20 protein-coding genes and 1 tRNA gene are annotated in these 23967 nt (G+C 45.5%); 11 read left to right on the top strand and 10 right to left on the bottom strand.

The window, feature by feature from the left end; translation table 11 throughout:
* The 5 genes from Tanf_RS01760 to Tanf_RS01740 all read left to right on the top strand — a co-directional run bounded on the left by Tanf_RS01760 (position 1) and on the right by Tanf_RS01740 (position 3392).
* Positions 1 to 702 (top strand): lanthionine synthetase LanC family protein, encoded by a 702-nt coding sequence (locus Tanf_RS01760; protein WP_052448967.1) that lies wholly within the window; start codon positions 1 to 3, stop codon positions 700 to 702.
* Positions 693 to 1457 (top strand): galactosyltransferase-related protein, encoded by a 765-nt coding sequence (locus tag Tanf_RS01755; RefSeq protein WP_046824683.1) that lies wholly within the window; start codon positions 693 to 695, stop codon positions 1455 to 1457. The genes Tanf_RS01760 and Tanf_RS01755 overlap by 10 nt, the downstream gene beginning before the upstream one ends.
* 98 nt (positions 1458 to 1555) lie before the next feature.
* Positions 1556 to 2017: a hypothetical protein gene (locus Tanf_RS01750; protein WP_236684357.1), complete on the top strand. Its 462-nt coding sequence runs from the start codon at positions 1556 to 1558 to the stop codon at positions 2015 to 2017.
* A 433-nt stretch (positions 2018 to 2450) separates the two neighbouring features.
* Entirely contained in the window at positions 2451 to 2675 is a 225-nt protein-coding gene (locus Tanf_RS14680; protein ID WP_140230590.1) for a hypothetical protein, read from the top strand.
* Between the two features lie 36 nt (positions 2676 to 2711).
* Positions 2712 to 3392, top strand: coding sequence for a glycosyltransferase family 25 protein (locus tag Tanf_RS01740; protein ID WP_046824693.1), 681 nt, complete (start codon positions 2712 to 2714; stop codon positions 3390 to 3392).
* A 105-nt stretch (positions 3393 to 3497) separates the two neighbouring features.
* Here the strand turns inward: Tanf_RS01740 and asnS are convergent, their stop codons facing one another.
* The 6 genes from asnS to Tanf_RS01710 all read right to left on the bottom strand — a co-directional run bounded on the left by asnS (position 3498) and on the right by Tanf_RS01710 (position 12592).
* Positions 3498 to 4895: an asparagine--tRNA ligase gene (gene asnS, locus Tanf_RS01735; protein ID WP_046824681.1), complete on the bottom strand. Its 1398-nt coding sequence runs from the start codon at positions 4893 to 4895 to the stop codon at positions 3498 to 3500.
* A 22-nt stretch (positions 4896 to 4917) separates the two neighbouring features.
* Entirely contained in the window at positions 4918 to 6216 is a 1299-nt protein-coding gene (locus Tanf_RS14050; protein ID WP_014223595.1) for a pseudouridine synthase, read from the bottom strand.
* A gap of 85 nt (positions 6217 to 6301) precedes the next feature.
* Positions 6302 to 7645, bottom strand: a complete 1344-nt coding sequence (purB, locus tag Tanf_RS01725) for an adenylosuccinate lyase (protein WP_046824680.1) — start codon at positions 7643 to 7645, stop codon at positions 6302 to 6304.
* Between the two features lie 264 nt (positions 7646 to 7909).
* Positions 7910 to 8890: a helix-turn-helix domain-containing protein gene (locus tag Tanf_RS01720; RefSeq protein WP_046824679.1), complete on the bottom strand. Its 981-nt coding sequence runs from the start codon at positions 8888 to 8890 to the stop codon at positions 7910 to 7912.
* A 136-nt stretch (positions 8891 to 9026) separates the two neighbouring features.
* Complete coding sequence (locus Tanf_RS01715) at positions 9027 to 10241, bottom strand: YncE family protein (RefSeq protein ID WP_014223598.1); 1215 nt, start codon at positions 10239 to 10241, stop codon at positions 9027 to 9029.
* Between the two features lie 20 nt (positions 10242 to 10261).
* Entirely contained in the window at positions 10262 to 12592 is a 2331-nt protein-coding gene (locus tag Tanf_RS01710; RefSeq protein ID WP_371706628.1) for a TonB-dependent receptor, read from the bottom strand.
* 246 nt (positions 12593 to 12838) lie between these two features.
* Between Tanf_RS01710 and Tanf_RS01705 the strand changes: the two genes are divergently transcribed.
* Together Tanf_RS01705 and Tanf_RS01700 are read left to right on the top strand one after the other, a co-directional pair.
* Positions 12839 to 14584, top strand: coding sequence for an ABC transporter ATP-binding protein (locus Tanf_RS01705; protein ID WP_046824677.1), 1746 nt, complete (start codon positions 12839 to 12841; stop codon positions 14582 to 14584).
* A 2-nt stretch (positions 14585 to 14586) separates the two neighbouring features.
* The gene (locus Tanf_RS01700) at positions 14587 to 16284 is read left to right on the top strand and encodes an ABC transporter ATP-binding protein (protein ID WP_046824676.1); all 1698 of its coding nucleotides are present in this window, start codon (positions 14587 to 14589) and stop codon (positions 16282 to 16284) included.
* A gap of 200 nt (positions 16285 to 16484) precedes the next feature.
* On the opposite strand, the gene Tanf_RS01695 is transcribed toward Tanf_RS01700, so the two are convergent.
* Positions 16485 to 16557, bottom strand: a tRNA-Phe gene (locus Tanf_RS01695).
* 301 nt (positions 16558 to 16858) lie between these two features.
* Between Tanf_RS01695 and Tanf_RS01690 the strand changes: the two genes are divergently transcribed.
* Positions 16859 to 18163: an anaerobic C4-dicarboxylate transporter family protein gene (locus tag Tanf_RS01690; RefSeq protein ID WP_046824675.1), complete on the top strand. Its 1305-nt coding sequence runs from the start codon at positions 16859 to 16861 to the stop codon at positions 18161 to 18163.
* A gap of 55 nt (positions 18164 to 18218) precedes the next feature.
* On the opposite strand, the gene Tanf_RS15720 is transcribed toward Tanf_RS01690, so the two are convergent.
* From Tanf_RS15720 to Tanf_RS01680, 3 genes are read right to left on the bottom strand one after another with little or no spacing between them, the layout of a single operon-like run.
* On the bottom strand, positions 18219 to 18344 hold the full coding sequence (locus Tanf_RS15720; protein ID WP_080948525.1) for a ketopantoate reductase family protein: 126 nt from the start codon (positions 18342 to 18344) through the stop codon (positions 18219 to 18221).
* A complete protein-coding gene (locus Tanf_RS15715; protein ID WP_046824674.1) occupies positions 18289 to 18618 on the bottom strand; it encodes a ketopantoate reductase family protein in 330 nt (109 codons plus the stop codon). The genes Tanf_RS15720 and Tanf_RS15715 overlap by 56 nt, the downstream gene beginning before the upstream one ends.
* Positions 18619 to 18630: 12 nt before the next feature.
* A complete protein-coding gene (locus Tanf_RS01680) occupies positions 18631 to 19221 on the bottom strand; it encodes an anthranilate synthase component II (RefSeq protein ID WP_014223604.1) in 591 nt (196 codons plus the stop codon).
* A 58-nt stretch (positions 19222 to 19279) separates the two neighbouring features.
* Here Tanf_RS01680 and Tanf_RS01675 point away from each other — a divergent pair, with 58 nt between their 5' ends.
* From Tanf_RS01675 to hpdB, 3 genes are all read left to right on the top strand, one after another.
* Positions 19280 to 20251, top strand: a complete 972-nt coding sequence (locus Tanf_RS01675) for an aminodeoxychorismate synthase component I (protein WP_046824673.1) — start codon at positions 19280 to 19282, stop codon at positions 20249 to 20251.
* Positions 20252 to 20278: 27 nt separating this feature from the next.
* The gene (locus Tanf_RS01670) at positions 20279 to 20911 is read left to right on the top strand and encodes an aminotransferase class IV (RefSeq protein WP_046824672.1); all 633 of its coding nucleotides are present in this window, start codon (positions 20279 to 20281) and stop codon (positions 20909 to 20911) included.
* Between the two features lie 313 nt (positions 20912 to 21224).
* Complete coding sequence (hpdB, locus tag Tanf_RS01665; protein ID WP_046824671.1) at positions 21225 to 23936, top strand: 4-hydroxyphenylacetate decarboxylase large subunit; 2712 nt, start codon at positions 21225 to 21227, stop codon at positions 23934 to 23936.
* The last annotated feature ends 31 nt before the right edge of the window (positions 23937 to 23967 follow it).

Genomic DNA, 23967 nt, shown 5'->3' with positions numbered 1-23967 from the left:
ATGGAAAAACAACGTGGGTTCTTAAAGGACTATACCGATCGCTTGATAGAGAAAGGAAAATGTTTCCCCAATATCGGCCTTTGGGACGGTAAAATGGGGATTGCCGTTTATCTGCTGCATCTTGCCCGGATAACGGGAGAGGAGAATTACGAACGTCAGGCAGATGAATTTATGGATACGGTTTACGAACAACTGGCCGAACGAACCTCTTTCTTTTACGGTGACGGATTGTTGGGGATCGGATGCGGTATCGAATATATGATCGAACACGGATTCATCGAAGGAGACAGTGATGAAATTCTTGCGGAGATAGATATTGTCGCACGAAATATCGTCGACAGAAGACCGATAGAATCCCTCCCTTTGCAAGACGGCGTTTGCGGTGTGGGATATTATTTATACCGGCGACTGAAGAAGAAACCGGACAATGACGAAAGCATGCTAACACTTAAATTCAAAGAATACCTGATTTATCTGATCGATTGGATAGAAGAGTTATTGCTGAAAACGAAAGAGAAAGATGACTATAACGATGCCTATTTCCTGTTGTGCCGATTGCATCGGTTGGATGTATTTAACCACAAGATAGAGCGGATGATGTGTCTTTGTCTCCGGAAGTTTGTCGATTTTAACATTCCCGTATCCGATCGCTATGAATTATTGGGAATAGAATCACTGAAAATTTTAAAGCCATGGATATAACCTCGGAACTTACGATTGTCATTCCCGTACGTATGGATAGTAAGGAACGGGAAGAAAACTTGAGAGCAATCCTGCCTTATCTTATTTCCTATACCTATGCAACAATCTTGGTTATGGAAGTAGATGAAGAGCAGAAGTTTTTTCTGAAGAACACAGATAAGAGAATAAAATATTATTTCCAAAAAGATACGGATGTCATTTTTCATTATACCCGGTACAGAAATGAATTACTTATACGATCGGAGACGAATATCGTTGCGATTTGGGATGCGGATGTTTTTCTGACAGTATCTCAGCTAAAGGCAGGGATTGAGTGGGTGAAGAAAGGGGTTACGATGTGTATACCATACGACGGACGGGCATTTTATTTATCTCCGGAGGATAGCATAAACGCCCGAAAGAATCTATATCGTTATATCAATAACTGTGAAGAAGAGAGCTTAATACCTCTATTGGGCCGTTCCTCTGTCGGAGGAGTATTTATCATAAATAAACAGCGTTACCTGCAGGCCGGCGGTGAGAATGAAAACATTTACGGATGGGGGCCTGAAGATGCCGAACGTGTCAAACGCATGGAGATTCTGGAGGAACCTGTGGAACGGGTCTCCGGTCCTCTGTTTCATCTATACCATCCGAGAGGGATCAATTCGACCTTCGGATACGATGAGAGAGATCGAAATAACGTGAATGAACTGATAAAAGTATGCCGGATGAGTACCGAAGAACTTCGCAAATATATCCAAACATGGAAGTGATAAAAAAGACACTCATCTTAGTGGGAAATAAGCCTCCGTATAGAATCGGATTGCATACATTGATCGATTCGTTCGATTATGTACTCCGGATAGGACGGATGAATAACCTGGGTGCAGCCGGCCGTAAGATCAACGGTATATACATAGAGGCAAATAATGTATTTAAATACATTTTTCATGGTGGAGAAAACAAGGATGAAATCAAAAAAGCTCAAAATATCTTTATGCATAAATATTGGTATGAGCATTTTCGAGAATGGGATGCTTTCTTGACAAAAAGGCAATACGAATCGGTTGAAATTATAAATGATGAAGATGCGATTAAAGCAATCGGTTTTGAGCGCCCGACGAGTGCCGTCCTTATGTTGGCTTACCTGCTGAATTCACGATGGAAGGAACATTATGACATTCACATTACTTGTCTCGATGTAGAAGGTCGGGCTGAACTAATCGATCATAATCCGTATTGGAATTGGCACAAGGGAGCGGGAACATATGAAGAAAATTATCTGAAGAAATTAATCGATCATGGAATTATTACACGAGTCAGAGATGAATAATATTCCGATATTGATTCCTGTAAAAGGAATCAGCCGGAGATGTCCCGGTAAAAATCGAAAACTTCTTCCGTATACAGCCGATTATCTGTTACGACAAAATTTAATAAAAAATGCTGTTGTTATATCTGATGATCAAGAATTGGGTGATTTTGCTTCGAGATTGGGATTCAAGACGAATGTAGAGATAAGGAAAGAGGGACAAGACGAGTTGAGTTCCTGCCGTAACTTTATTAAAAACTCGGATTATGAAGTATTTATTCTTCTTCCCGTTACACAGCCATTCAGGGAAATAGATTTGATTCGGAAGTGTTGTTCGTTATATGCCCAAGTGAAAAATGAGATTGATTTTGTTACGTCTTTTGTCGAAATCTCTGACAGGAAACGGTTTTATTTGGAGTTTACCGAAAGCGTTCCGGCATTCAGGAATAAAGACATGAAGAGAAAAGGTGCTTTGTGTGAAACCATTCCCATGATAGACGGAGCGATATATCTGATTAAGTCGGCTTTTATTTGTGAGGTCGTTATGTCGACAGATCCGAACAAAGCCTTTTGGACGGGGCGTTTCCGTTGTATAAAGAATAATGTTCCGTTCATGGATATCGATACCCCGGATGATATGGCAAAGTTCCAATTCCTTAAAGAATATTTTACCTATTGAATATTACACAAATCGTACATGTTAATAAAGAATGCTATGGAGGCAATGAAAAAAGGATCGGATTTCTATATTCCGACTTATGTCATTAATATGAAAGAGCGTCTCGACCGCAAAAAACATATCATAGCCGAATTCAAAGGGCGGGATGAATTTGACGTGACATATATCGATGCATGTACGCATACGATCGGAGCGGTCGGACTTTGGAACAGTATCGTAAGGATTATCAGGCTTGCCATAGAAAACGAAGATGATGTAATCGTCATTTGTGAAGACGATCATTATTTTACTAAAAATTACTCTAAAGAATTTTTAATTGAAAATATTCTTGAAGCACATGAACAAGGAGCTGATGTTCTCTCCGGCGGTATCGGAGGTTTCGGCTATGCTGTTCCCATCGCAAGAAACCGTTACTGGGTAGACTGGTTTTGGTGTACGCAGTTTATCGTTGTGTATAAAAAGTTCTTCCGGAAAATTCTGGATTATGCGTTTAAAGAAAATGATACGGCGGATGGAGTGATCTCGCAAATCTCAAACAATAAAATGGTGCTTTATCCGTTTATATCCAGACAAAAAGAGTTTGGGTATTCTGATATCACACAGAATAATAAAGATAATCCCGGTTTAATCACGCAGCTTTTTCAACAAGCAGATGCTTATCTTTCTGCCATTCATAAGGTTTCGAACTTCTATAATTACTCGAATTCTTTTGAATGATAAGATTTAAAGGTTGGGAGCACTGAATGAAAGTACTTGCTAAAATACCCCCCCCCTATTTTTTTCTGTGTTCGGAAGAGCACGAATAAAAATAAGGGGGATTTTTTAAAACTCTGCGTTTTTGGGGGTGCGTGGGAACGGCATCACGTCGCGAATGTTAGACATTCCGGTGACAAACAGCAATAACCGCTCGAAGCCCAGTCCGAATCCTGCATGAGGACAGGTACCGAATTTACGGGTGTCGAGATACCACCACATATCCTTCATCGGGATGCGGAGTTCTTTGATACGTTGGAGCAGTTTGTCATAGTCTGCTTCACGCTCCGAGCCGCCGATGATTTCACCGATCTTCGGGAACAGTACATCCATGGCCCGTACGGTCTTTCCGTCGTCGTTCTGTTTCATATAGAACGCCTTGATCTCTTTCGGGTAATCGGTCAGAATTACGGGGCGTTTGAAATGTTCTTCCACGAGATAGCGTTCATGCTCCGAGGCCAGATCGGCTCCCCAATACACAGGGAATTCAAATTGATGTCCTTTGGCCACAGCTTCTTCGAGGATGCGTATTCCTTCCGTATAGGCCAGACGTACGAAATCGTCTGTCAACACGCTTTCCAGACGGTTGATAAGTCCCTTGTCGAACATATCGTTGAGGAATTGAATATCGTCGCGGCAATGGTCTAAAGCCCATTGCACACAATATTTGATAAACTCTTCCGCAAGGTTCATGTTCTCTTCAATTTCGTTAAAAGCCACTTCCGGCTCAATCATCCAGAACTCGGCCAAGTGGCGCGGAGTGTTCGAATTTTCAGCACGGAACGTAGGCCCGAACGTGTAGATGGCTCCTAATCCCATGGCCGCTAATTCACCTTCCAACTGTCCGGAAACCGTTAAGCTCGCCTGCTTGCCGAAGAAATCGTCGTCGTAATTGACAGACCCGTCTTCGTCCTTTTTTACCTGCTTCAGGTCTTGTGTCGTAACCTGAAACATTTGCCCTGCGCCCTCGGCGTCGGAGGCCGTGATAATAGGCGTATGGAAGTAGAAGAAGCCTTTCTGATGGAAGAACGTGTGAATGGCCATGGCCATGTGGTGGCGGATGCGGAATACGGCGCCGAAGGTGTTGGTGCGGGGACGCAAGTGAGCGATCTCCCGCAGGAATTCGAGTGAATGTCCTTTCTTCTGCAACGGGTATGAGTTCGGGTCGGCAGCGCCGAGCAGTTCGATTCGATCGGCCTGCACCTCGACATGCTGTCCTTGTCCCTGCGACGGCACGAGTTTTCCGCTGACACGGATACATGATCCGGTCGTGACCTGCTTCAGGTTTTCTTCACCCAGCTTCTCGATGTCTGCAACCACTTGCAGGTTATGGATCGTCGTGCCGTCATTCAGTGCGATAAAAGTCACCTGCTTACTGCCTCTTCGCGTACGTACCCAGCCGCAGACATCTACGTCTGCGCCGCACGCATCGCTTTTTAATAAGTCTGTAATCTTTGTTCGTTTCATTGTTAGTTACCTCCTGTAATACTTATTCAAATGCTCCCATACGCAGAGCATTTACTTCCTGTTCGTTCAGATAGCGCCATTTGCCGCGGCCCAGATTCTTCTTCGTCAGCCCGGCAAAATACACGCGGTCAAGTTTGGTCACGTGATAGCCGAGTGCCTCGAACATACGACGAACGATACGGTTTCGTCCCGAGTGAATCTCGACCCCGACCTGTTTTCTGTCGGTCTCGCTGGCGTAGCTGATCGCATCGGCATGGATTTCACCGTCTTCCAGCTCTAATCCGGTGGCCAGCTTTTCCATGTCTTCTACGGCCACTTCCTTATCTAACCACACGTGGTAGATTTTCTTCTTCTTGAACGACGGGTGCGTCAGTTTCGAAGCCAGATTGCCGTCGTTCGTCAACAGCAGTACACCGGTCGTGTTACGATCCAGACGGCCGACGGGGTAGATACGTTCATGGCAGGCATTTTTGACAAGGTCCATGACCGTTCGGCGATTTTGCGGGTCATCGACGGTGGTCATGCAGTTTTTCGGCTTGTTGAGTAAAAGGTAGATTTTACTTTCGATGCGTACCGGCTGGTCGTGGAACATGACCTGGTCTTTCCGTGTAATCTTTGTGCCGAGTTCTTTCACTGCTTCGCCGTTTACTTTTACGACGCCGGCCTGGATAAATGCATCTGCTTCGCGGCGTGAACATACACCGGCATTGGCCAGAAATTTGTTCAAACGGATCGGTTCGTTCGGATCGGTCAGTTCTTCTTCATATTTCACCTGTTTCTGGAAGTTGAACTTCATGTTCGGGCGTGCACCTTTCTTCGTTTGTTTCTTCGGCTTGCCTCCCGGTCGGTTGTTGCTTCCGGGTACTCCGGGACGCCGTTCGTTATTTTTCGGTGCACGGAAATGCCCGCCTTCATTCCCTGTATTCGGCACATAGGGACGATGTGGCCGGCCTTCGGGCGACTGCGAATAGGACGGCATATAAGGATGGCGTTCGTTCCCCTCCGTATCGGCGCTGTGAAGCGGCCGTTCTTCTTCCTGCGAATAAAGGTCGGCCTGCCGATAAGAAGTTCTTTCCGTGAAAGGGCTACCGTACGAAGGTCGGTTATAATCAGCCATACGACTGTCTCTGATACGCGGACGGCGTTTGGCGACCGGGCGGTTTGCTCCCTCCATCTGATAGCCTCCGCCATCTCTCGTAGCGCGGTAAGCAGGCCTCCGTTCTTCCTTTTCGTTACGCGAAACGCTGTCCCGTTGATTTTGATTTTCCGGGTTTTCACTTTCTGGACGAGGTTGGCGTCCGTCTTTTTCTTCTAAATCCATACTAAATAGTAATAATTGATTGTTAAACGTATTTGTACAGTCTCCCGACTGTTTTTTAATGGTTATTCTGTTTTTTGTTTCTGTTTTATATTCCTGTATAATTATGTGGAGTCACAGCTCTCAACTCTTGTTTTACGGACTCGCTCAGATCGAGCGAGTCGATAAACTGTGCAATCGATGAGGCGGTGATCGTTTCGTTGGTGCGTGTCAATGCTTTCAGTGCTTCATACGGTCGGGGGTACCCCTCACGGCGCAGAAGGGTTTGAAGGGCTTCGGCCACGACGGCCCACTGCGTATCCAGCTCGCGCGATATGGCCGGTTCGTTCAGCAGCAATTTGCCGAGTCCTTTCATCAAGCTCTTGAGTGCGATCTCGATATGAGCCAGCGGCACGCCGATGTTACGCAATACGGTCGAGTCTGTCAAGTCTCTCTGTTGCCGGGAGATCGGCAGCTTCATACTCAGATGTGTAAGTATGGCATCGGCCATGCCGAGATTTCCTTCGGCATTTTCGAAATCGATCGGATTGACCTTGTGCGGCATCGCCGACGAGCCGACCTCACCCTCTTGGATCTTCTGCCTGAAATATTCCATCGAGATGTACTGCCACATGTCTCGACAAAGATCGATCAGGATCGTATCAATGCGTCGCAAGCCGTCGCAAAGTGCTGCCAGATTGTCGTAGTTCGATATTTGGGTCGTCCATGCTTCACGTTTCAGTCCGAGTGTTTCTTCTACAAACCGATGTCCGAATTTCTGCCAATCATACTGCGGATAAGCCACATGATGCGCGTTGAAGTTACCCGTTGCTCCGCCGAACTTGGCCGAGATGGGTACGGCCTTGAGCAGCGTCAATTGCTGCTCCAACCGATAGACAAACACTTGAATCTCTTTCCCCAGACGGGTAGGAGAAGCGGGTTGTCCGTGCGTTTTCGCGAGCATCGGAATGTCTTTCCATGCTTCAGCATAGTTTTTCAGCTTGGCGATCACTGCTTCGATACCGGGGAAATAGACCGCCGTCAACGCCTCTTTCAACGAAAGAGGAACGGCGGTATTATTTATATCCTGTGAAGTCAGTCCGAAATGAATAAATTCTTTATATGCCTGTAACGAGAGCGTATCGAATTGTTCTTTGATAAAATATTCGACGGCTTTCACATCATGGTTTGTCGTCTGCTCAATTTCTTTCACCCGTCGCGCATCGTCGTACGAGAAATCAAGATAAATCCTCCGCAAGGCCGTTTTGACATGGTCCTTATTCAAAGCTTGTACAGGTGGCAGAATCTCCGCCAACAAACAGAGGTATTCGATTTCTACGCGTACACGATACCGAATCAGCGCAAACTCCGAAAAATAGGCAGCCAGCGCTTCTACCTTGTTCCGATAGCGTCCATCTATCGGAGATATAGCTGTCAAAGCAGAAAGAGTCATTCCTTATGAATAAAATTAAGGTACAAAGATAGTGCTTTTCTGTAAATAACAACGACCGTATGCCATAAAAATCGGGGGCGGCACGGTCGATTTTCAGTGGTCCAATCAATATTTTGTGGCATGAGACTTTTTCGAGACTATACGCATTGCATGATTGCCGTAGCACGCGAAATGTCGGATGAACCTTTTTGCAGGCAAAGTTTGGAAGACTGTTTAGGGTAAAATAACCATTAAATGGCAAGCAATATCCCTATTACATTAAACTCACAGGGAATCGAGATATTGCTTGGGTTTTATTCTGTGATATTTGCGAAAAGCCTCTGTAAAATGGCTGAGATTGGCATATCCGATTCTATAGCCTACTTCGGATACAGAGTAAAGACGGGTGGAAAGCAAACGTTTTGCCCATTCCATCTTTTCGGATAGGGCATACTCGGCAATCGCCTTGCCGATAACTTGCTTGAAGCATTTTTGTAGTTTGGAACTGCTCATGGCAGCTTCACGTGCCAACTCGGGAATGCTCGGTACGTTGCTCAAGCTTTGTAAAATCTGACGACGGACACGGAAGACAGCCTCCACATCGTTCAAATTTAAGTTGGAAAGAGATTTTACTTCCGAACGCTTTTCGAGTTTTTCAAGGAATATCGTCAGCAGTTCTATTGCCTTTCCGTGCAGATGGAGGGGAGAGAAAGGTGCATCGCTTTTGGCTATCGCCTTGATGCCATACAATACTCGTTGCATCGCAGGTGTGATAGTCTCGAAGAGATAAAAAGACTTGTCCGATTGGAACAACCGACCGATATAGGTTTCGCAAGCCGTATCCATTTGCTCTATCCAATCCTTGTTAAAAGTCAATGTGATATTTTCATACTGTCGTTTGGGTGCGAAAGTCCACTCCGTGGGGATATTACTTGAAGGCATAAAGATACCATCGAGTGTATCCACCCCGACCGTCTTCGTGCTTGTACCGATAATCTGCTCGTGTTTATGCTCGTTGATATAGAACATCACAGGAATCCATTTCGAGTTTTCCACGGAGCGACGCACCATTGTCATCGATTCGTATGATAGGAAACTAATGTAGGTCAATGTGAGCCACGGCAACGGGTAGTATTGTTTGAAAAAACCGCTGCCCACCGAAGATGGAACGGTAAAACCGTTATCCGTTACCGATGTGCCGAATTGTTCAGCAACCATCTCAATCCAATCTTCAGGTTTATTGATCGCACAAAATTCTATTGTCATATGTTTTTTTTGCAAAGATAATGATCAATCAGGATAAAAGATGGAGAAATTACTGATTTTTACCCGTACTGATAATATAAAGATAAAACAAAGAGGGAGATAGAACCACTAAGCAACAATCTCCCTCTTTTGTTCATTATTCGAATACGAGTAAACTTGACGGTACACCAACAGTCGTAACCACAGGTTTAGGTGAGCATGCGCCTGTTGTTGGATTATAAGTATAGTAACCTGTTCCTTCCTTGCAAGTCATGCCAAAAACTATTTCATCTTTCCATTTACCATAAGTAAAGCATCCCATACTTGTAGTTAGAGGAAGATTGATTTTCTCAATGGTTTTATTCCGTACATCAATTTTGACAGGTTGATAATTAAAGTCAAGAATAGATGATTGCATAGGGTCGTCGTGCGTTGTAAGAGAAGGGATATTAACACATGCGTACACAATCCCATTACCTGCATAGTGATAATAGAGTATCCAACTGTGTGGTTTGTCAATACCTGTTGCAGGGGTTTTTGAAAGTTGGAAGTGGTAATCCTTATCCCATTCATCTGTTCCATTCTTGATACGTACAAAACCATCCTTCAAAGGATTATTGCCTTCCATGCCGAGGCTGTAGAAATATATATCTCCCAATTCGTCAGTGAAAGCAATCGTGTGTCGGAACAAACCAACAAATCCAACACGGTCGTCTTTTATAACTTTCTCTACTTGATTGGTTTTCAAATTGATGATGGCTACTTCCGCTCCAATGCCCGGATAGGCAGTATATCGCGTTTGCTTCTGTTGAAGTGCCACATAGAGTTTATCCTTTGATTTGGAGAGAACTGCACAGCCTGGATCTGGATTATTATCTTTATAAGCATACTCAGAGAGATCGATTTCTGCCGTTTGCTTCATCGTTTGGATGTCGAGAATGCTGATTTTACCACGTTGGCTGAGTACGACATAAGCTTTCCCATCATTAGAAAAGGTGATTTCTCCGGGAGCTGACCCCTGTCCGAAAGTCACGGATTCTCCCCTCATGAGATAACCATTAGCATCACGTGTGAATTTATGAACTTTATCACCTCCGTTTCCATCAGCGACAAGCACCGTATTTCCTTGTGCAAAAGGGTAGGCACCGAAAGCAAATTCAAAAGCTTTTTTGTTGTCCACTGCCTTTTGAGTAAGGTCTGCAAATGTACCTAAGTAATCGATTTTCTGATCGACCGTGTTGAAACAAACAAAATGCTGTTTCGTTTCTTCAGGTTTTGGGGTTGGCTCATCATTCTTATCGCATGATGTTAAACCGAATGCTCCGATAAACATAGCCCACAAAGCTATGTGCTGAAATGTTGTTGTTTTCATTGACTTTATTATTTATTGAGTTAAAAAATTCCTTTTGAAAATACATATCTAAATTTGATGTGAAAGGTGCGTCCTGCCAATGGACGCCGGAACTGATCCCACACTTCTTTGTCTGCGATATTATGACATTCCAAGGCAATGGAATATCTATTCTTATAGGTCATTAAAACACCGATGTCATTGGTGAAACTACGAGGAATACGACGCTTCTGTTGTTCAGTCAGTTCCCAGAAATAGAAGAATTCTTCAGTGAATTTTCCATCCCAAAAAGCTTTGACATGCCAATTTTTCAACAAGTTATCACTGTGATACTCTGCTCCGAAATTGGCAAATAAATAGGGAATGTTTGGCACACGCATCCCCTTTGTTGGATTCGGAGTAGTGCTATGAGGCAAATAGTCAAGCACGTCACGTACGTCCTGATAGGTAAAGTTGGCATAAGCGTATACTGATGGAGTAATATCTGCTTTCAATTCCGTTTCAAAGCCTTTAATACGGACTTTTTCTGCATTGACGTATCCTGCTGCCATGTGCTGATGTATGAGTTTTATCATATCGCTAACTTGCATATAAAAACCGTTTACTTCGAATTGAAGTCTTGACATCCCAAAAACCTCGTTTTTATCTATCAGGAATCCCAAGTTAAAGTTGTGGCTTTTTTCAGGTTTCAATCCCGCAGCAGGGAATGTAATAATACCATCCCCGAATAACTCTTTTGAATTGGGAAGGCGTATTGCCCGTTGGTAAGATGCTTTTAGATGAAATCCGTTGAAAGGTTCGTATTTCATCGCCTCAATCCAGCCGAACTGCAAAGCTGTGTTCTCTTTTTGTTTTGGAGGTGTTGAAATTTCATATGAAGTCAAATCGTCTATTTTCGAATGCAAATAATAATGTTTTGCAGATAACATGTTAGTTAGTTTACTATTGAATAGTTTTGCTTCATAAGTAAGCCCAGACACAACACTTGTTTTCTTTCTTGGAAAGCCAGCCACTTCAAATCCTGCATGTTTGCTGGCAAGGTCATCCTTCGGTTTTTCATGTGCGTAATTGAGCAAGACATTGAGGTTGAGATTGTGATTGGACGAAATTCTGTAATCGAAATTGATACGTTCATTGAGTTCAAAAAACTTATCGTCTGAAGCATGAGGAACACTTCCCGTCTCTCCTTGACCGTTGGGAGCGGGATAAACATTCCCTTCGAAGTCATGATTTACCCGTGCAGTATCCACAAAATTGTTCGTCGTATGCGAGAGGGAGAAATGCGATTCGAAGTTGAGGCGATTGTTCAGCATTCCACTTTTTATCAATTTGTTTTCGAGCATGAACATCCCGGATTTGTTCTCCGCGTGCTGGATATTCTTCAATACCCCTTGTATCTCGTTAAAACGATTGTAATACCCGAACTCGGTACTAATTTCGTCGAACCAAAGTTTTGTGAAAGCTATTTTCCCTTTCAGCATATACGAACGAAAACGGTCGTGATCTCGCTTCACCAACAGATTCTCTCTTTCGGGAACTCTGAAAGGGTAATCATTCTTTGCAGACGTATAATAACCTCCCGCACCGAGCAGAATACCGCTCTTAGGGAAATTCTTCCGTGAAAAGACACTTCCTTTGTGCGTTTGATAAGAGCCAAGTTCGTATGAAGCATCCAAATAGTCCGTACTAAACTCTTTCGTAACGATATTAACAGCCCCTCCTAAACCATCGCATCCAAAGCGAGCAGGAATAATACTCTTATATATTTCTATCCGTTCAATAATGTCTATTAGAATCTCATCAAGAGAAAAGACTCCGTCCGAAGTATTCATCGGAATACCATCCCATAGAATTTGAATACGATTGCCCTCCAAGCCATGAACAATAATTCTTGAATTACTTCCTAAACCACCACTTTGTCCTACTTTCAAGCCGATTGTTTTATTTAATGCGGACTCTAACGAAACAGAACGTCCTTGTAATTCTTTTCCACTGATAACGGTAATAGCTTCAGGCGATTCTCGCATAACTTGAGCCCTTGATTTACCTGTGACAACAACTCCGTCCAATTGCTGTGCATTTGGGCGAAGGTGTATCATATGTTTATTTGTTGGGTATTTCAACGTGTCTGTAACCGTTTCATATCCAACGTATCGAACCAAAACTACATACGCTTTTTTTTCTTTCATTGATATATGAACCACACCATGCCGGTTCGTCAAAGCTCCATCTTTGAATTTGGCTACACCTACAGGTTTCCATTGGACTGTCGCAGATTCAACTATACTTCTATTTTCTGCATCGACTACTTTTAATTCGACAGTGTTTGTCTGTGCATGAAGATATAGTGGCAATATCCCCAAAACAAGCATCAAACTTACACCTCTTTTAATATGATTAAACGTTGAAATTTTCATGCAATCTATTCATCTTTGATTTTTTCTGCAAATTTAAGATGGTCACCCTGTAAGAAATACCCCAATCATCCACACCTATACCCCTATTGAGTCATTCTGCTTTCAATATGTCGTTTTCGGGCAGTATTGTATTCATTCGGGGTATTTTACCCATGTATGTCTCCGTACTTTTGCTCCTCAGAAAATCAAAACGACAGATATATGGATAAACAAAAAATCAAGCCTCTCGATGAGGAACGGGAGAGCCGCAGCCTGCTCTCCAATGCTGTGGTCATACTGCATCTTGTCTTCGGTACGCTGCCCCTACTACTTGTGGTGTGGGCGGTGGACAGGCTGATAGATAGCACGCTTACTACTACCATGGTCGGGAGCATCGGGGTAGCAATGGTACTGTTTGCCTTGTTTCATGGCATCTTCTACGGAACTTCGATTTGGAGGGCGCATCGTTCGGCTTACAACGCTCTCACACAGTTAAGAATGCGCATCGTGAGCCATCTCGGACGGTTACCTCTCGGTTTCTTTCAAGAACGGAAAGTGGGTGATTTGGTGAACATTATCAATCATGACGTGGAGCAAATCGAGATTTATTTGGCGCACGGACTGCCCGAAATCCTCTCGGCAACGCTTTTCCCAACCTTACTCTGGGGAATTGTCATGGTATTGGACTGGCGGCTGGGACTGTCACTCGTATCGCTGCTACCGTTGGCATTTCTCTTGCAGATGGCAGTCAAAACGCTTTGGGGCAAGAGCTTTCGTCACTTTATGGAAAGTACGCAAAAAATGTCGGAAGACCTTTTGGAATATGTGGCTACAATACCGGTCGTCAAGGCATTCAGCCACGAGGAGACCCGAACAGAGCGAGTTCTCGGTGGTATGCACGACTATATCCGCTGGGTGAAGCGGAGTATGTTCAGCGTTACCATGCCGATGACGCTCATCACGATGTTTTTAGAGGGCGGTATTGTGATGATGACGCTTGTCGGTCTATGGCTGATGAGTTCGGGCGAACTGACCGTGGCACGTTTTATTCTCGCCCTGATATTGGGCGGACTGTTCTCGTCTTCCTTTGCCAAACTGGCTACGTTCCAACATTTCAGGATTGTTTATGGGCAGTCGTTGGCGAGGGTTCAGTCGATTACCGAAGTACCTGCAAAGGATACGGCAGACAGAAATACGGATGCCATGCAGACCGATGTCAGTTTCGCACACGTGACATTTGCCTACCCGAATAAGAAAGACAGTGCGTTGCATGATGTCAATCTGCAATTTCCCAAGGGCAGCCATACGGCTATTGTGGGCGAATCGGGGTCAGGCAAAAGCACATTGGCAAGCCTGATGATGGGTTTCTGGCAACCGCAGTCGGGAACCGTTCGACTGGGTGGAGAAAATCTTGCGGAACTCTCCGAACGTAACATTGCCGATTTCTTTTCTATGGTGCAACAGGAGGTATTCCTTTTCAACACGAGTATTCGGGACAATATTCGTATCGGCAAACCCTCCGCCACGCAAGAGGAGGTGGAAACGGCGGCGCGAAAGGCTCGCATACACGACTTTATCGTGGGACTCCCCAATGGTTACGGTACACTGGCGGGTGAAGCGGGCGTAAAATTCTCGGGCGGAGAGAAGCAGCGCATTTCCATTGCTCGGATGCTGCTCAAAGACTCGCCGATTGTCATTCTCGACGAAGCTACCGCCGCATTAGACGGGGAGAACGAGAAACTCATTCAAGAGGCTTTGGACGAATTACAGCGCAACAAAACCGTTATTACCATCGCCCACCGTCTCAACACTATTCAGGATATGGAACGTATTGTCGTGATGGACAAGGGGCAGGTCGTGGCGACGGGAACGCACGGAGAATTGATGGACAACTGCCCACTATATCGCAATATGACGGAAACACAGGAACGGGTAAGTAAATGGCAATTAAAAGAAGAGGAGGAATAAGAATGATACGCAATATACTGAATGAATTGACCGCTCGCGGAGTGCGGCATCTAATTATCTCCGCCCTGTTTTTCGTAGTTTATGCCCTCTGTGGCACAGCGATTATGCTCACCGTCCTGTTCCTTATCGACCGCTATATATCGGGCGAAAGCGTTTCACTCATTTCGGTAGCGTGGATACTCGGTGGTCTGCTGGTTTTGAAAACCATATCCAATGCCATAGCCGATATGAGCAAGCACTTTGCCGGCTTCGACCTCGTGGAACGTATTCGTGAGAAAATCATATTGAAACTGAAAATGTTCTCGCTCGGTTTCTACACCAATGAACGGCTGGGCGAGATAAGTACCGTCATTCACAAAGACGTGGATAATATGGAAATGGTTGTGGGGCATCTTTGGACGCGAATGTCCGCCGATTTCATCGTGGCACTGATACTCGGCATCGGGCTGTTCTGTGTGGACTGGCACATGGGGTTGGCGATGATTGCCATCCTTCCTGTTGCCCTCTTCTCCTTGTATCGGGGCATCCGTTCGGGAATGAAAGCGCAACAGGAGGCACAAGACGGTCTGGCGGATATGGTCAGTCTTTTCGTGGAATACGTTAAGGGCATACCTGTACTGAAGGTCTTCGGAGGAAAAGGAATGTTCCGTGACAGGCTTGATCGTTCCGTGAGTGACTTCGGGGAAAGCTGCAAGAAGACCTCACGGCAGGCGGCTGTGAGTGTGGGCAGATATGTCTTTCTCATTGAGCTGGCTTTCGCACTGATGGCAACAATCGGTCTTTGGTGGGCTTGGCGCGGCGAACTTTCCCTTTTCACTTACCTGATGTTCGTCATCGTTTCGAAGGAGTTCTACAAGCCTTTTGTCAATATGGAAAGCCATTGGCTGAACTACATCAAGGTAAAGGACAGCTACGGACGCATTTCCCGTCTATTGGACACTCCCGTTATCACTAATCCCGAACAACCTAAAACAGTTGACCGCTTTGACCTCTCGTTTGAAAACGTAGGTTTCCGCTACGAAAAAGAGGGCTTTGAGATGAGCGACCTCACGTTCAGCGTCCCCGAACGGACGGTAACGGCACTTGTCGGTTCGTCAGGCTCCGGCAAGACCACTATCACCAATTTGCTGCTCCGCTTTTGGGAACCGCAGGCAGGCTGTATCCGTATCGGCGGTGTGGGCATTCGGGAGATGGACTACGATTATCTGCTCGGCAAAATCAGCGTAGTGATGCAGAATGTTATCCTCTTTTCCGACACCATCGCAAACAATATCAAGGTGGGTAATCGCAATGCCACACAGGAAGAAGTTGAGGAAGCTGCACGTCAAGCTATGATACACGACTTCATAGTCAGTCTGCCAAATGGCTATGAAACAAAAATCGGAGAGAATGGCTTGGGACTGTCTGGCGGACAGAAACAACGCCTCTCTATTGCCCGTGCCTTTCTCAAAGACGCTCCCATCCTCCTGTTGGACGAGATAACAAGCAATGTCGATCCCGTCAATGAGTACAAAATACAGCAGGCGATGTCCGCCCTTATCCGAAACCGCACGGTCTTAGTCATTGCCCATCACCTGCAAACCATCCGCAATGCCCATCAGATTATCGTGATGGACAAGGGACTGCTCTCGGAAAAGGGTACGCATGCTGAACTCGAGGCAATAGGTGGGATGTATTGCAAACTGCTGGCAATGCAGTAAGCTCGTAACAAACAACAGGCAGTAAGAAAAATACTCTTTACTGCCTGCTTTTTCTTGTTCGAACGAATTGTCTTTAATTTACTCTCCAAAGTACCTAAGCTTTTTCTTGATTACCCCTAATTTTGCGTAAACGAAGAAAACAAAAACTCCCGACTTCGTTTAGAAATCAGGAGTCTACACCATTTTGCTTTTCTTCAAAGTGGTGCCACCAGGAATCGAACCGGGGACACAAGGATTTTCAGTCCTTTGCTCTACCAACTGAGCTATGGCACCTTGTCTTTTGACGGGTGCAAAGATAAGACAAATTTTAATTTCCACAAACTTTTTATCAAGAAATGTTAGATCATAAAGTTAAAAATTCTACGAATATCAAGATTTCGTGAATATTATACACATTTCCAAGAAAACGCTCTCTCTTGTTAGGACACCGATTGAGTCGAACAGACCGTTTCTTACCACCCCTAAAGGAAGAATAGCCATCTCGGACCGGAGGCATAGAAAATACCCATTCAACAGACGTACGCACAAACAAAATATCATGTACATTTGCACTTTCGAATAGAAAAAGCAAACTATGATTTTCCAGTTACTTATTGTATTGGCGGCAATTGTCATAGGAGCGCGCAAAGGAGGGATCGGCCTCGGAGTTGCCGGCGGTCTCGGATTGGCAGTACTCACGTTTGGATTCGGGCTTCGTCCTACCTCCCCCCCTATCGACGTGATGCTGATGATTGCTGCAGTCATTGCGGCTGCAAGCTGCATGCAGGCGGCGGGCGGGTTAGATATGATGGTGAAATGGGCGGAACGTCTGCTGCGACGTCATCCGCAACATATCACGCTGCTAAGTCCTCTTGTGACCTACCTGTTCACACTTCTTGCAGGAACAGGCCACGTCGCCTATTCCATACTGCCGGTGATTGCCGAAGTGGCCACAGAGACTAAAGTTCGTCCGGAGCGTCCGCTTAGCATTGCCGTTATCGCCTCACAGCAAGCCATCACAGCCAGCCCCATCTCAGCGGCAACAGTTGTTCTGCTGAGTATGCTGGCAGGATATGATATCACCTTGATCGACATCATGAAAATCGCCATACCTTGCACCATGGCAGGGGTACTGCTCGGCGCACTCTATTCGATGAAGATCGGGAAAGAACTTGCGGACGATCCGGAATACCGACGGCGACTTGCCGAAGGCGCTTTCGAAAGCAAGCATCGTCATACACGCGAGGTGGAGAATCCTCGTGGAGCCTTACTTTCAGTCGTTCTGTTCCTGGTCGCCACCGTCGGCATCGTCATCTTCGGTTCGTCGGAAGCACTGCGTCCCGTATTTCATACCAACGAAGGAACAGTCCCGATGCAGATGTCCCATATCATTGAGATTCTGATGCTTTCGGCAGCCGCCCTGATGCTTATCGGCACCCGCACCAACGGTATCCGGGCCGTGCAAGGGTCTGTCTTTTCGGCCGGTATGCAAGCCGTTATTGCCATATTTGGTATCGCATGGATGGGCGACACGTTTATTTCGGGCAATATGGCTGCACTGAAAGGCGGCATCGAACAATATGTGACGACAATGCCGTGGCTGTTCGGGCTGGCATTGTTTATGATGTCCGTTCTGCTATTCAGTCAGGCGGCCACCGTTCGCACCATGCTCCCGCTCGGTATCGCACTGGGCTTATCGCCGTGGATGCTGATCGCATTGTTTCCGGCCGTCAACGGTTACTTCCTTATCCCCAATTATCCGACAGTGGTGGCAGCCATCAATTTCGATCGCACCGGCACGACGCATATCGGCAAATACATCCTGAACCATTCGTTTATGATGCCTGGACTGATTGCCACCGGAGTATCCGTCGGACTCGGCCTGTTGTTAGTCCTCTGACAAAACCGGAAAGTATCTGAACTTAAAAAAAAATTATCACCTGTTAACCATACAGTTATTTCAAAAGAAGCACCTGATAAACCATGCGATATGTCGGCACCGGAATGCCCAGTCGGGCACCCTCTCTAACGAGGTATCCGCAAAGACTCTCGAGTTCCGTCTTCCCCCCCCGCCATAAAATCGCGGTGCATCGAGGTCGTCGTCGTCAAGTCATTTTTCCAGAAACGGTCGAGTACCTGCCGACATATCTCCTCCGAGACATCAATACCATTCGCTTGAGCTACAGCAATAGCCTCTCTCAGAAGCACAAGAAACATCCCGGCCTCGGTCTCGATAACCACCCGTGTAGGTTTGTCGAAAATGGAAACATCTTTGCTATCAGCATATGCCAAAGCTAATTTGGCACCATAATAACCACCCACGCCTCCTAATCCTGAAATCAATATATTTGTCATAGAATAAGTGTATTATAAAGATGTTATCCAGTTTTCGATCATTTTTATTCCTGCTACGGTCATGATCGATTCGGGATGAAACTGAAGGCCTCGAACAGGATAACAGCGGTGACGGATAGCCATGATCAAACCCTTGTCATCTACGGCTGTCGTCAGCAATTCTTCGGGACAACTCTCCCGATCAATGATCCAGGAATGGTAGTGTCCGATCGGACTTCCATCCTCGACATCTCGGAACAGCACCTCCTCTGGGTCGGTAATAAAGAGAGGTGACCTATGCCCGTGAAGCGGTTGAGTAAGCCTTGTCAGCCGCGCACCGAACACTTCGGCAATGGCCTGATGTCCGAGACAAATACCGAGTATCGGCGTATGCCTGTATGTTTCCTCAATCAGCCGACAGAGTTTACCGGCCTCTCCGGGAAGTCCCGGACCTGGCGAAAGCAGGATACCCTTATAGCCGGTGATATACTCCGGAATAATGCAATCGTTCCGGACAATATCGTACATGCAATGCCCGTTTTCTTCGACCATTTGCACAAGATTATACACAAACGAATCGTGATTGTCGACAATCAACAGATGTTTCGGTTCTATCGCTTCCACTGTGCAAAAGTAAAACTAAAACGTCTACAAGTCCAAGTTTTTTCGATATTTTTGCAACATGAAAAAAGAAGCGGAAGAAGTCATTCGGATGATGAATCAGGCAGGGGCTGAAGGAAGCCCATTTGTTTTCGGGCTGGACTTTGAGCTGTGCCGGGGGTTCTTTATCCCCAACCCATTCGAACAGCAGGAAGTACTCTTCGATTTTCACGGCTTCTCCAACTGCCGACCGAGAGCAACAACCTCCTCCAGCTATCGGTTTAATAAATATCCCGAAACGCAAGCTGAATACGCTCACCGCTTCTCCATCATACGTGAAGGTTTACTTCGGGGCGATTCCTTTCTGACTAATCTGACAGTCCAAACGCCCATCGAGACCGATCTATCTCCCGAGGAAATTTTTCATCGCTCCGATACATTATATAAGGTATATGTTCCCGGCACTTTTGTCTGCTTTTCTCCCGAGCGGTTTGTGAAAATAGAAAAAAGCGTCATCTCATCCAACCCGATGAAAGGTACGATCGACGCACATATCCCCGACGCGGAGACAAAAATATTAAGTGATTACAAAGAACTTTCCGAACATTATACCATTGTTGACCTGATACGGAACGATCTCTCGATGGTAGCCTCTCTGGTGCGGGTAGAACGATTCCGCTATATCGACCGTATAGAAACGTCGAATGGTCCTATCCTCGAAGTCAGCTCCGAGATAAAAGGAGACCTGCCGAGCGATTGGAAAAATCGTTTGGGAGAGATCATTCGAACGCTCTTGCCTGCCGGCTCCATCTCCGGTGCACCCAAAGAAGCAACTCTCAAGCTGATTCGGAAAGCCGAGGCAGCTCCTCGTGGGTTTTACACCGGCGTATCCGGCTATTTCGATGGCAAAAGTTTTGACTCTGCCGTGCTTATCCGTTTTATCGACCTGGAGAGTTCGCCGTATGTGTACCGCAGTGGAGGAGGAATAACAGTCAACAGCAGCTTGAAAGACGAGTACGACGAAGTGGTGAAAAAAGTATATCTACCGTTTTAAACAACGCAACCCCACAAAACGAATACGATGGAATTTATTGAAACAATCGCTATCCGAGACGGTCGTGTGATCAACCGGGACGGCCATCTGACACGAATGCAAGAAACAGCCGCACACTTCGGATTCCCTCTACCCGATTTCCCTAACCTTACACGCATCATACCGACTTCACTGAAATCAGGTCTGGTAAAGTGCAGACTGCTTTACGACCGTCTTATCCGCGATATTACTTTCGAGGTTTATACCCCCAGAAAGATATCCTCCCTGATTGCCGTCCATGCCGACAAGCTCGATTACGCTTTCAAATACGCCGACAGAAAAACTCTGGAATATGAGGAGTGGAAGCACAAAGGCTTCGATGAGGTCATCTTTTTAAAAGACGGTTTCCTCACCGACAGTTCCTTTTCCAATATCGTACTCAGAAGAGAAAATGAATACATCACCCCGAAAACATATCTTTTGAACGGCACCCAACGGCTACTTCTGTTAAAGACCGGCTACATCAAAGAAGTTCCGGTTCATATCACATCCCTCAAAGAGTACGACGAACTGATCTTGATTAACGCCATGCTCGACCTGAAGGATGGTTTGCGTATCCCTACCCATGCCGTTCATCTGACAGATAAAGAAGAAAGCGGGGACTATTACGCAAACACATAAAACGACCACCCTGTTATTTTATAAATTATGTATACCATCTATAATATATCATAATTACACGCTCAATATTTGCTTTTGCGATTTATTTTCGATTATTTTGCGATCGGAATACCAATTCTTTGAAATAGTCATACAATTTGACTTTTTTCTTAACAGGTTTTTAAGAATTGAATATTCATGGGTGGCCATACTGCTTTTTGCGGTGTATTTCTAATAATCATTTTTGAATGAAGTATATTTGACTTATTTCTTTATCTAAAATTGACGTTACAACATTGTTGTGTACTAATTTATTCATTAAAATCTAATTATTATGGCTAAGAGTTTCAAAGAAATGCTGGTCGAATCAGGCCAGGAGTTAGAGTTTCAGTCAGGTGGAAAAGCTCCGGACCATCTGGTTGACAGAGAAATTAAGTGGGAGCCTCATCCCAGAATAGCGAAATTAAAAGGAATTTACATGGACTCGTTGTCATCAACGAACAATGAATTTCCTTACTGGTACACCCGGGAGTATTTTCAGGGCGACAATGAAATACCGGTTATCCGACGGGCAAAAGCACTGAAATGCGCTTTCTCACATCTGACACCGGTTATTTTCCCGGGAGAATTGTTGACCATGCGTAAAGGCGCTTTTATGCGCGCTTCTTTTCCAATGCCGTGGTTATCCGAAGGATTTTACATGGCGAACGAATCTAAATTCTATCAGGAAGCCTTGAAGAGAGGATCGGCCAGTGTGGATGAACACTCTACATTTGGTCAAGGCGGAGGGAACGTCACGAAGAGTTTCGGTAAAGTCATCTCGATTGCCGGAAAATTCGGGATGCGCCAGGAAGAAGTTCCGATGTTGCTGGAACTTGCCAGGATGTGGGAAGGAAAATCCGTCGATGATCTGGGGAACAAATACGAAAAGATGGTTCCCGATTACGACGTGAAAGAAGCCATCATGCGTTCGGTGGTTTGTATGTTCGACTCCGGTTTCACGCTACCTCAGGGGCGTGAAGTCATCAATTATTACTATCCGCTGGAGTATGGTTTCGAGGGAATTAAGGAGATAGCTCGCGAAAAGATCGAAGAAGTAGCCGGTCGTGCTGACGGAGACGGCATGGTAGGCATGAATCGTTTGTATAACTATCAGGCGATTATCTTAGCGATCGAAGGAATTCAAGCATGGATTCATAACTATGGAAAGCATGCGACATGGCTGGCTGAACGCGAAAAAGATCCGGCACAAAAGAAAGAATATGAAGACATTGCCGAAAGATTATTCTGGATCGAAAAGTATCAACCAAGAACATTTATTGAAGCTTTTCAGATGATCGAGACCTTGCATTTCGCAGTATTGAATGAAGATGCCATATCCGGACTTTCTCCCGGCAGAATCGGTCAGGTACTTTATCCCTGGTTCGAACAGGATATTGAAGCCGGCAGAATCACGGAAGATCAGGTATTGGAATTATGCGAACAAGACCGCGTAATCAAGACGGCAATCGACTGTTTTGCCTCTGTAGGTGTGGTCGGAGGCGTACTTTCCGGAAATACATTTAATACCCTTTCCATCGGAGGAGTCAACCGCAAAGGAAAGACGGCGGTTAACCGCCTTGAATATCTGATTCTGAAAGCGGGAGGTACGAATGCGATGCCTCAGTCCACCCTGGCGCTACTCTATGATGAGACGACGCCGAAAGATTTCCTTGCCTTAGCTGCAGATGTGATTAAAATCGGAAGCGGATATCCGGCATTTATGAACAACCAAATTGCAGAAAAGTTTATTTTAAGTCAGTATGGAGCAGAAGGCATGACCGTCGAGGAAGCTCGCGCATGGGCGATCGGAGGCTGTTTGGAAACATCGCCGGGCTGCTGGAAGCCTCTTCACTTGAATAACAAAGAGTATTGGATTCCGGGAGGATGCGGCCAGCCTACGTCCGTAGGAGTTCACTTTATTTCTCAGCCTAAAGTACTGGAGCTTGTATTATTCAACGGAGTCGATCAACGTACGGGGAATCGGGTTTATCCGGCACACGATAAAAAACTCGAGACATACGAAGAACTTGTTGAACAATATAAAGCATACTGGCAAAAGACCGTCGATATTCTTTGCCTGTGTAACAATATCCAACATGACATCTGGCGGAAGAATAACATGAGTATCGTCAACTCCCTGCTTAAACCGGACTGTCTGGATAAGGGACATCTGATTAATGAGCTGGGATACCGGTATAATGCCACATTCAATGTGGAGAGTGCCGGCAATATCACCTTTATTAACAGCATGGCCGCTTTGAAGAAGCTCGTATATGATGATAAAAAATATACGCTGGACGAAATGAGGGATGCCTTTATCCATAATTTCGGGTTTAAGACGGCTCAGGAAATCGGTAAATTCTCTCTTATGGAACAGGAAAAAGCGAGTGACTCCACGAAGTACGATCGGATGCACTTCGATTGCTTGAATGCGCCGAAGTATGGAAATGATATTCCTTACGTCGACAATATTCTGCTCGGCTGGGAAGACTGGTTCTGCAACGACTGTCGGAAGCACGAATCGCTGTACGGACATCCGTTGTACGCGTGTCAGATTTCCGTATCTACCCATGGTGCGATGGGCTCAGCCACCATGGCTTCCGCTGACGGACGTTTGCAAGGGACAACTTTCGCCGATGCTTCCATGTCGGCTTATCCGGGAACGGATAAGAACGGACCGTTCGCATTGATGAACTCTGCTACCATTTGGGACCATTCCATGTCACAAAATTCGCAGTTGAATATCAAAATTCATCCTTCGGCCATTCAAGGACAGGAAGGTGCGAAAAAACTGATTGACATGTCAAGCAGTTATATGCGAGAAGGAGGATTTCACGTACAATATAACATTGTTGACTCCAAGGTACTAAAAGACGCTCAGGCTCATCCGGAAAACTACCGCGATTTGATGGTGCGCGTTGCCGGATTCACACAATATTGGGTGGAAATCGGAAAACAGGTTCAGGACGAATTGATTGCCAGAACCGAATATGAATCTTTATAATCGATTCGTCAAATTTTTTCATTGGTGTAAT

This window comes from Tannerella forsythia (assembly GCF_001006485.1).
GTDB classification, from domain to species: domain Bacteria; phylum Bacteroidota; class Bacteroidia; order Bacteroidales; family Tannerellaceae; genus Tannerella; species Tannerella forsythia.
This window is presented reverse-complemented; position numbering and strand designations above follow the sequence as displayed.